General features: G+C 64.5%; 6 protein-coding genes and 1 riboswitch. Of the genes, 4 read left to right on the top strand and 2 right to left on the bottom strand.

From position 1 onward, the window contains the following. Positions 1-35 precede the first annotated feature (35 nt). From ABB26_RS18035 to ABB26_RS18025, 3 genes are all read left to right on the top strand, one after another. A complete protein-coding gene (locus ABB26_RS18035) occupies positions 36-629 on the top strand; it encodes a lysophospholipid acyltransferase family protein (RefSeq protein WP_211261992.1) in 594 nt (197 codons plus the stop codon). Between the two features lie 77 nt (positions 630-706). Continuing rightward, entirely contained in the window at positions 707-1609 is a 903-nt protein-coding gene (locus tag ABB26_RS18030) for a phosphatidate cytidylyltransferase (protein ID WP_245626270.1), read from the top strand. 187 nt (positions 1610-1796) lie between these two features. After that, entirely contained in the window at positions 1797-2342 is a 546-nt protein-coding gene (locus ABB26_RS18025) for an acyl-CoA thioesterase (RefSeq protein WP_057636094.1), read from the top strand. Between the two features lie 135 nt (positions 2343-2477). On the opposite strand, the gene ppc is transcribed toward ABB26_RS18025, so the two are convergent. Then, complete coding sequence (ppc, locus tag ABB26_RS18020; RefSeq protein ID WP_057636093.1) at positions 2478-5189, bottom strand: phosphoenolpyruvate carboxylase; 2712 nt, start codon at positions 5187-5189, stop codon at positions 2478-2480. Positions 5190-5435: 246 nt separating this feature from the next. Further along, positions 5436-7946 carry an alpha/beta hydrolase family protein gene (locus tag ABB26_RS18015; protein WP_057636092.1) on the bottom strand — a complete coding sequence of 837 codons (2511 nt, stop codon included), beginning with the start codon at positions 7944-7946 and terminating at the stop codon, positions 5436-5438. 113 nt (positions 7947-8059) lie between these two features. Continuing rightward, positions 8060-8149, top strand: a riboswitch (S-adenosyl-L-homocysteine riboswitch). Positions 8150-8181: 32 nt separating this feature from the next. Here ABB26_RS18015 and ahcY point away from each other — a divergent pair. Further along, positions 8182-9627 carry an adenosylhomocysteinase gene (ahcY, locus tag ABB26_RS18010; RefSeq protein ID WP_057636091.1) on the top strand — a complete coding sequence of 482 codons (1446 nt, stop codon included), beginning with the start codon at positions 8182-8184 and terminating at the stop codon, positions 9625-9627. Positions 9628-9668: the final 41 nt, after the last annotated feature.

Raw genomic sequence — 9668 nt, 5'->3', positions numbered from 1 at the left:
CGCGCCATCGCCGCCCAGCTCAAGGTGCGTTCCTGATGCTCTCGCGCCTCCTGGTCGCGGCGGTCAAGGTGTTCATCGGTGCCTATCCGCGCTGGGTCGGCAGCCGTCCCACCGATACGCAACGCATCTACTTCGCCAACCATTCCAGCCATCTGGATACGGTGGCACTGTGGTCGGCACTGCCGCCTGCGCTGCGCGAACACACCCGCCCGGTCGCCGCACGCGACTACTGGAGCAAGGGAATCCGCAAGGTCATCGCCAACAAGGGGTTCAATGCGGTGCTGATCGAGCGTGACCGGAACAAATGCGAAGGCGACCCGCTGCAACCCTTGTACGACGCGCTGGACGCTGGTGATTCGCTGATCCTGTTCCCCGAAGGCACGCGCAATCACGAGGAACTGCTGCTGCCCTTCAAGGCAGGCCTGTTCCATCTGGCGCAGCGTTATCCGCATGTGGAACTGGTGGCGGTGCACCTGGACAACGCGCGCCGCGCCCTGCCCAAGGGCAGCATGGTGCCGGTGCCGCTGGTGTGCACGGTGCGTTTCGGCGCCCCGCTCAACCGTATCGCCGATGAAGACAAGGTGCAGTTCCTGGAACGCGCCCGGCAAGCCGTGGTGGATCTGGCATGAACAACGTGTTCCAACACCTGCCACTTGGCAGCTTCCTGCAGCAGGCCATCGACCGCGCGCCGCCGAAGTTCTGGTGGATGATCGGCGGCGTGATTGGCGTGCTGGTGCTGGCCAGCGTGATCGGCTTCATCCTTGGCCGCATCAAACCCGGCTCGGTGGTCGACAACCTCAACGCGCGCATCCGCGCGTGGTGGGTGATGGCCGGCGTGCTGCTGGTCTGTTTCCTGATGGGCAAGATCGCCACGCTGGTGTTCTTCGGCCTGCTTTCGTTCTTCGCGCTGCGTGAGTTCATCTCGCTCACGCCGACGCGGCGCGGTGACCACCTGGCGCTGTGCCTGTGTTTCTACATTGCCATTCCACTGCAGTACTGGCTGATCGGCATCGACTGGTACGGCCTGTTCGTGATGTGCATCCCGGTCTATGGCTTCCTTGCGTTGCCGGCGATTTCCGCACTGTCCGGCGACACCGAGAACTTCCTGGAGCGCAACACCAAGATCCAGTGGGGCGTGATGCTCACCGTGTTCTGCCTGAGCCACGCACCGGCGCTGATGCTGCTGCGCATCCCCGGCTATGAAGGCCAGAACCTGATGCTGCTGTTCTACCTGCTGCTGGTCGTGCAGCTGAGTGACGTGCTGCAGTACGTGTTCGGTAAGTTGTTCGGCAAGCATCTGCTGGCACCGCTGGTAAGCCCCTCCAAGACGGTCGAAGGACTGGTTGGCGGCGGGCTGGCCGCAACCGGAGTGGGCGCTGCCCTGTACTGGATCACTCCGTTCACCCCGCTGCAGTCGGCCGCGCTGTCGTTGCTGATCGTGATCTGCGGGTTCCTGGGCGGACTGGCGCTGTCTGCGGTCAAGCGCAGCCTCGGCGCCAAGGATTGGGGCGAGATGATCGAAGGCCATGGCGGCATCCTGGATCGACTGGATTCGGTGGTGTTCTCCGCCCCGGTGTTCTTCCATGTGGTGCGCTACAACTTCCAGTAACCGCGCGGGACAACCGCTCAAGCCCCCTCTCCCGCATACCGAGCGCATGTGGTTCGGGCGTTCGGTTCCCGCGCAGGCCACAGGCCTTCACCCGCAAGGCGGCAAGGGAGACGCATCATTCCCGCTGTCGGGCTGTCCGGCTCTTCCCTGCTGGAGTAGCCTTCGATTCCTGTCGTGAGGTGCCGTCATGTCCGAACCCAAATCCCACCAGTTGTCGATGACCGTATTGATGACCCCGGAGATGGCCAACTTCTCCGGCAAAGTCCATGGCGGCGCGGTACTGCGCCTGCTCGATCAGGTGGCCTATGCCTGCGCCAGCCGCTACGCCGGCAACTACGTGGTCACGCTGTCAGTGGACCAGGTCGTATTCCGCCAGCCCATCGCCGTCGGTGAGCTGGTCACCTTCCTGGCCTCGGTGAACTACACCGGCACTTCCTCGCTGGAGGTCGGCATCAAGGTAGTGGCCGAGGACATCCGCAAGGCCAGCGTTCGTCACGCCAACAGCTGCTTCTTCACCATGGTGGCGGTGGACGACGACGGCAGGCCAACACCGGTCCCGCCGTTGCAGCCGGAAACCAGCGACGAGAAGCGCCGCTTCGCCGCCGCCCAGATCCGCCGCCAGCTTCGGCAGGAAATGGAGCAGCGCCATCTGGAACTGCTCAAGAGCAATCCTTCCGGCGAGGCGGATTTCCCGGCAGACGCGGCAAAAGCCGCCAGACCAGAGCTGACCTGAGAAGCCGCAAACGCCCCCAGCCCTGCAGCATTCGGCCCGCTCCACATTCGCGGGCCGGTCAGAACGCGCTGAAACGACCAGATCGCGAGCCTCCCGGATGATTTCGAGGCGCATGCAACTGCTGCGCCCGCCGGATCAGCCGGTGTTCTGCACGCCCTGCGAGACGCCATTGACGCAGGCCACCAGCGCGCGCAGCAGTGATTCATCCTCACGTCCGCTCGCACGCCAGCGCTGCAGCAGATCCACCTGCAATGTGCTGATCGGATCGATGTAGGGATTGCGCAGACGAATGGACAACGCCAGACGCGGGTCGTGTTCCAGCAACTCCTGCTGGCCACTCAAGCGTTTCACCCAATGCGCAGTCAGGGCCAGTTCTTCACGGATCAACGGAAAGAACCGCTCATGCAGCGGGCCAGCCAAGCGCGAGAACTGCTCGGCGATATGAATGTCGCCCTTGCTCAGCACCATCGACATGTCGTCGAGGAAGGTCTCGAAGAACGGCCAGTCATGCGCCATCTCGCGCAGGCGCTCCTCATGCCCGGCATCGGCCGCAGCCTGCAGGCCGCTACCCACCCCGAACCAACCGGGAATCACCGCACGCGCCTGGCTCCAGGCGAATACCCATGGAATCGCACGCAGGTTGGTCAGCGCAGCGTTCTCGCCGAGCCGACGCGAGGGACGCGAGCCCAGTGTCATGCGCTCGATCACATCAATCGGCGTGGCCTGGCGGAAGTAGTTCATGAACTCCGCATCGCCGACAAAGGCACGGTAGGCACGTGAACTGTGCTCCGCCACCACCGCCATCACCGGCTTCCACTGCTCCTCGCGCGGTTCGGTCGCACGCGGACGCAGGCTGGCGCGCAGCACCGCACCGGCAGACTGCTCCAGCGAGCGCAGCGCCAAGGCGCGGATGCCGTACTTGCGATGGATCACCTCGCCCTGTTCGGTCACGCGCAGGCGCCCGTCGATGCTGCCGCGCGGCGATGCGTTCACGGCATGGGTGGTCTTGGTGCCACCGCGGCTGATCGAGCCCCCACGGCCGTGGAAGAAGGTCAGGTGCACCCCGAATTCATTGGCCACTTCCAGCAGTTCCACCTGCGCCTGCTGCAGCCCCCAGCGCGATGCGGCAATGCCACCGTCCTTGCCGCTGTCCGAATAGCCCAGCATCACCATCTGCACGTCGTCGCGTGCGGTCAGATGCGCGCGATAGACCGGATCGGCCAACAGGTCGCGCAGCGTGGCGGTACCGCGCCGCAGGTCGTCCACCGTCTCGAACAACGGCGCGATATCCAGCGGCACTGCGTTGCCGGCGTCCAGCAAACCGCCACGCCGCGCCAGCGCCAACACCGCAAGTACGTCACCACGGTCATGCGCCATCGAAATGATGTAACTGCCCAGCGCATCCGCACCATGGCGGCGGCGAGCATCGGCCAGTGCGCCAAATACGTTGTCCAGACGCTGGCCGACCTCATCGGCCCCGTGCGCCAGCACCGCCTCGCCCGATGCATAGGGCGAAAGCGTCTGCGCACGCGCCGCATCACCCAATGCGTCGAACGCTTCCTGCCCGCCCAGCACTTCGGCCAGCGCGCGCGAATGCACACTTGATTCCTGGCGGACATCCAACCGTGCCAGGTGGAAACCGAAGGTACGCACGCGCCACAGCAAACGCCGCACCGAAAACCAGCCGGCATGCTTGCCCTTGTTTGCTTCCAGGCTGTCGAGGATCAGCTGGATGTCGCTGCTGAATTCTTCCGGTGACGCATATGCCCCGGGTGCATCGGCCAGGGTGGCCTGAAGGCGTGCGCGCATGCGGTCATTGAGCAAGCGGTACGGCATGTCGGCATGACGCGGGCGCGACTCCACGTCCGGCAGCAGCTGCCGATAGTCGGCCACCCGCGCCACGACCGCATCGCTGACCCCGACCAGTTCGGTGGACTGACTGAGCAGACTGGCAAGCGCGAGCATGTCCTTGAGATACAGCTCCAGCACTGCCGCACGCTGCGCGTTCAACGTGGCGGTGATGGTGCTGGCATCCACGTTGGGATTGCCGTCCATGTCCCCGCCCACCCACGTACCGAAACGCAACAACCGTGGCAACGGCAGCGTGCGCCCCCAGGTATCAAGCAGCGCCTGTTCCAGCGATTCATAGAACACAGGGATCACCCGGTACAACACGCGGGTGAGATAGAAGCCCACATGTTCGCGCTCATCATCGACGGTGGGACGTACCGGTGAGGAATCGGTGGTCTGCCAGGATGCGGTGAGTGCCATGCGGAAACGCGCGGCATCGGCGGCCTGTTCACCAGGCGTGCGTTGACCGTCGAGGTTGTCGACCAGCGAGGCCACCATCAACTGTTCTTTTTCCAGCAGCGCACGACGCACCGCCTCGGTGGGATGCGCGGTGAATACCGGCTCGATGTCGATGCGCGGCAACCACTGCGCAAGCTCTTCGAGCGACACGCCCTGCGCCTTGAGCGCAAGCAGGGCGTCATGCAGACCATCGGGTTGCGGGCGTTTGGTGCCTGCACGCTGGTAATCACGGCGACGCCGGATGCGGTGCACGCGCTCGGCGATGTTCACTACCTGGAAATAGGTACTGAATGCACGCACCAAGGCTTCGGCCTCACGCGGTGAACGACCCGCAAGCTGCGTGCTCAGCGTAACCAGCGGCGCATTGCTTTCGCGGCGTGCGATGGCGGCCGTGCGCACGTCTTCCACTTCATCGAGGAAGTCGGGCGAAACCTGTTCGGAAAGAAGATCGCCGACCAAGGTGCCAAGGCGGCGTACATCGTCGCGCAACGGCAGGTCGGGGGTGGCAAAGACTACGCTGCTACGGTACTCGTTCATCTACGACGCACAAGCCTTGAGAGCGGAAACGGACCAAGCCTACCCGAAAAAACAATTGGTTTTTGCAGTGCATCAAACCTGCGGATAGTTGCATTTGCATGTTGTCTGGCGCTTGTCCAAGCGGACAGCACAACGGGGCGAAATCGCCCCGTTGTGGACATGCATTGGCACCAGTTGATCCTGCTGAAGCGGAAGCGCCCCTTCCCCAACCCTCCCCTCCGCTGCGCGAAAGGGAGGAGGCTTGGATCAACGCTTCTTTGCTTCACCCGCCTTCGGTGCGGCCAGCCATTTGTCCAGCCACGACTCGCTCTCCGCCAGCATGGTCATGATCGATTCGCGTGCGCGGTAGCCATGCGATTCGTTGGGCAGCATCACCAGGCGCGAGGTGCCGCCCAAGCCCTTTACCGCTGCGAACATGCGCTCGCTCTGGACCGGGAACGTGCCGGAGTTGTTGTCGTCCTGGCCATGGATGAACAGGATCGGGTCCTTGATCTTGTCCGCATAGTTGAACGGAGACATCTTCAGGTAGACATCCTGCGCCTGCCAGTAATTGCGCTCCTCGGCCTGGAAACCGAACGGTGTCAGCGTGCGGTTGTAGGCGCCCGAACGGGCGATACCGGCCTTGAACAGGCGCGTGTGCGCCAGCAGGTTGGCGGTCATGAAGGCACCGTAGGAATGCCCGCCCACGGCGATGCGTTCGCGGTCACCCACGCCACGCTTGACCACTTCATCCACCGCTGCCTCGGCGCTGGCGACCAGCTGCGGGACATAGGTGTCATTCGGCTCGGCATCGCCCTCGCCGATGATCGGCATGGTCGGGTTGTTGAGCACGACGTAGCCCTTGGCCAGGAACGCCTGCGGCCCCCAGTAGCTGACCGCGTTGAAACGGTACTTGGAACCGGTTACCTGGCTGGCATCTTCAGCGGATTTGAACTCGGCCGGATAGGCCCACATCAACACCGGTCGCGGACCATCCTTCTTCGGGTCATAGCCGGGCGGCAGCAGCAGGTCGGCGGTGAGTTCAACGCCATCATTGCGCTTGTAGCGGATCTGCTCTTTCTTGACTCCGCGCAGCTGCGGCAGCGGATGCGCGAAATGCGTCAGCTCGACCGGGGTGGCATCGGCGGCCAGACCACGTGCGAACAGATTGGCCGGTACATCGTTGGATTCGCGGTAGGTGAGGATGCGCGCGTTGTCACCTTCGATGATGGTCAACGGCATTTCGTAGTACGGCGCCTGCGAGTGGAACAGACGTTCGCTCTTGCCGCTTGCCAGGTCGATGCGGTCCAGGAACGGACGATCCCCTTCCGCCGAGGCACCATCGCCAATGCGGTAGTAGCTGCCACCATCGGCGCTGAGCTGCAGGCGCACACGGCCTGCATCATCGGCCCGCAACAGGGGCTCACCCGGATCGCTGTAACGGTCATCCTCGGAGCGCTCGGACAACAGCGTCGGTGCCTGCTGCGGATTGTCCGGGCTGATCTTCCACTGCTTCACCTGGCGGGTCTTCCACCAGTATTCGTCCAGCAACGCGACGTCGCCACTGCTCCAGGTGATGCCGGCATAGCGCGAGCCCAGCTGCGCCAGCGTGACCGGCGGCTTTTCAAACGGTGCGGCCTGCACCAGTACGGCGTCACGGATGGCCGCCTCACGCGAAGGATCACCGCCGTCCTGTGCTTCCGCCCACACCAGCATGGCCGGCGCATCGGCGCGCCAGGCGATCGAACGCACGCCGGTTGGCACGGCGTCGTTGCCGGTCGGCAGGCCATCCACCAGCGGCAGCTTGGCAACGGTGTGCACCACCTTGCCCTGCGTATCCAGCACTTCGATGTGGCGCGGGAAACGGCTCACCGGCACCGCGTAGGAGAACGGCCGTTCCACCCGCTGGCTGAGCAGGTAGTTGCCGTCCGGTGAGGACGACAGCCCCAGGAACAGGCCCGGCGCACCGATCGGCGTGGCCTGGCCATTGATGGCAACGCGAACCGGCTGAGACTTCAGGTAGTACTCGAACAGGCGCGCGTCGTCTTCGTTCTTCAGCAGGTCCTGGTAGGTACGCACCGTGCGCACGCCCTGACCGGCGATGGTTTCCTGCACGGCCGGGCCGGTCGGGATGCCGTCACCCTTCGGCGGCTCACCCTGCCCGGCGGGACGCTGCAGCACCAGCAGCGCGTCGCCGCCCGGCAACCAGGCATAACCGTTGCCGACGATGCTGTTCAGGTTTTCGGCAACGCGGCGGGCGCTGCCGGACTCCACATCCACCAACCACAGCTCGTTGGCACCGGTGGCCGGATCCAGCTGATTGAAGGCCAGGTACTTCTGATCCGGTGACCATGCCAACGACGCCACCGACAACGGCTGCGGCAGACCCGTGATCTGGCGCTCGGCGCCGTCGCTGTTGGAAACCAGCCACAGCTTGTTGCCGAACGAGAAACGGCTGTCGGATACGGTCTTCGGGTTGATCCGCAGCCCGGCGAGCTTCAGCTCCGGTGCCGCCACCTGGGCGATGGACGGCAGCGCAGGGGTCTGCAGCAGTGCGGTCAGATCGCGCCGGGGCGACAGGGACAGGCTGGGCGCACGCGGCGCATCCACCACCGCCTGCAGCGCCGCCGAAGGCAGGCGGTAACCCTCGCCCTGGCTGGCCTTTGCCGCTGGCGGCGGGGTCAGCGCAAGTACCGGCGGCACCGACAGCAACAGGCCGGCGCACAGCACCAGGACGGCGGAGGTCCGCTTGGCGCGACGGGCGGGAAACTGGGTCATGGCAATCCTCAACAACGGGGCAATCGACCAACTTAACAATCTCTGTCGACAATCTCCCCTGCCTTTGGTTGGGCAGCGGGTGTTGCCCCGCCGCCGCGATATAATCACCGGCCCGTTCCGAGGGGCGCTGCGACCGTTGGGTGGACCCCCTCCACAACGGCCAGGCTCGGACGGCTTTCATGCAACAACGGCGCCCGGCGAACGCGAGCCTGCTCGCACCACACCGGAGCTATGAATGAACGTTGCTGCCAAGACCTTCTCGCAGGAAGGCGATTACAAGGTTGCTGATATCTCGCTGGCCGATTGGGGCCGCAAGGAACTGGACATCGCCGAGCACGAGATGCCGGGCCTGATGTCGATCCGCCGCAAGTACCAGGCCGAGCTGCCCCTGAAGGGCGTGCGCGTGACCGGCTCGCTGCACATGACCATCCAGACCGCGGTGCTGATCGAAACGCTGAAGGACATCGGCGCCAACGTGCGCTGGGCCTCGTGCAACATCTTCTCGACCCAGGACCACGCCGCCGCTGCGATCGCCGCTTCCGGCACGCCGGTGTTCGCCTGGAAGGGCGAGTCACTGGAAGAATACTGGGACTGCACCCTCGACGCGCTGACCTTCACCCTGGCCGACGGCACCCTGACCGGTCCGGAGCTGGTGGTCGACGACGGCGGCGACGTCACCCTGCTGATCCACAAGGGCTACGAGCTCGAGAACGGCAGCAACTGGGTCAACGAACCGGCCTCCTCGCACGAAGAACAGGTCATCAAGAACCTGCTCAAGCGCGTTGCCACCGAGCGCCCGGGTTACTGGGGCCGCGTGGTGAAGGACTGGAAGGGCGTCTCCGAAGAGACCACCACCGGCGTGCACCGCCTGTACCAGCTGGCCCAGGCCGGTACCCTGCTGATCCCGGCCATCAACGTCAACGACTCGGTCACCAAGAGCAAGTTCGACAACCTGTACGGCTGCCGCGAGTCGCTGGCCGACGGCCTGAAGCGCGCCATGGACGTGATGCTGGCCGGCAAGCTGGCCGTGGTCTGCGGCTACGGTGACGTGGGCAAGGGCTGCGCCGCCTCGCTGCGTGCCTACGGCGCGCGCGTCGTGGTCACCGAAATCGACCCGATCTGCGCCCTGCAGGCCGCGATGGAAGGCTTCGAGGTCAACACCATCGAATCCACCCTGGGCCGTGCCGACCTGTACGTCACCACCACCGGCAACAAGGACATCATCCGCATCGAGCACCTGAGCGCGATGAAGGACCAGGCCATCGTCTGCAACATCGGCCACTTCGACAACGAGATCCAGGTCGATGCGCTGGTGGGCTTCAAGGGCGTGCAGCACGTCAACATCAAGCCGCAGGTGGACAAGTACATCTTCCCGAACGGCAACGCGATCTTCCTGCTGGCCGAAGGCCGCCTGGTCAACCTGGGCTGCGCCACCGGCCACCCGAGCTTCGTGATGTCCAACTCGTTCGCCAACCAGACGCTCGCGCAGATCGACCTGTGGGCGAACAAGGACAGCTACGAGAACAAGGTGTACCTGCTGCCGAAGAAGCTGGATGAAGAAGTGGCGCGTCTGCACCTGGAGAAGATCGGCGTGAAGCTGACCACCCTGACCCAGGAACAGGCCGACTACATCGGCGTGCCGGTGGAAGGCCCGTTCAAGCCGGAACACTACCGCTACTGATCGACAAGCCATCTGCTTTTGCTCAAGCCCCTCTCCCGCCA

This window comes from Stenotrophomonas humi (genome assembly GCF_001431415.1).
GTDB lineage: Bacteria > Pseudomonadota > Gammaproteobacteria > Xanthomonadales > Xanthomonadaceae > Stenotrophomonas > Stenotrophomonas humi.
This window is presented reverse-complemented; position numbering and strand designations above follow the sequence as displayed.

Coding starts and splice junctions, on each gene's coding strand:
- ABB26_RS18035 (WP_211261992.1), top strand. CDS start 36: ATGCTCTCGCGCCTCCTGGTCGCGGCGGTCAAGGTGTTCATCGGTGCC.
- ppc (WP_057636093.1), bottom strand. CDS start 5,189: ATGAACGAGTACCGTAGCAGCGTAGTCTTTGCCACCCCCGACCTGCCG.
- ABB26_RS18015 (WP_057636092.1), bottom strand. CDS start 7,946: ATGACCCAGTTTCCCGCCCGTCGCGCCAAGCGGACCTCCGCCGTCCTG.
- ABB26_RS18025 (WP_057636094.1), top strand. CDS start 1,797: ATGTCCGAACCCAAATCCCACCAGTTGTCGATGACCGTATTGATGACC.
- ABB26_RS18030 (WP_245626270.1), top strand. CDS start 707: ATGATCGGCGGCGTGATTGGCGTGCTGGTGCTGGCCAGCGTGATCGGC.
- ahcY (WP_057636091.1), top strand. CDS start 8,182: ATGAACGTTGCTGCCAAGACCTTCTCGCAGGAAGGCGATTACAAGGTT.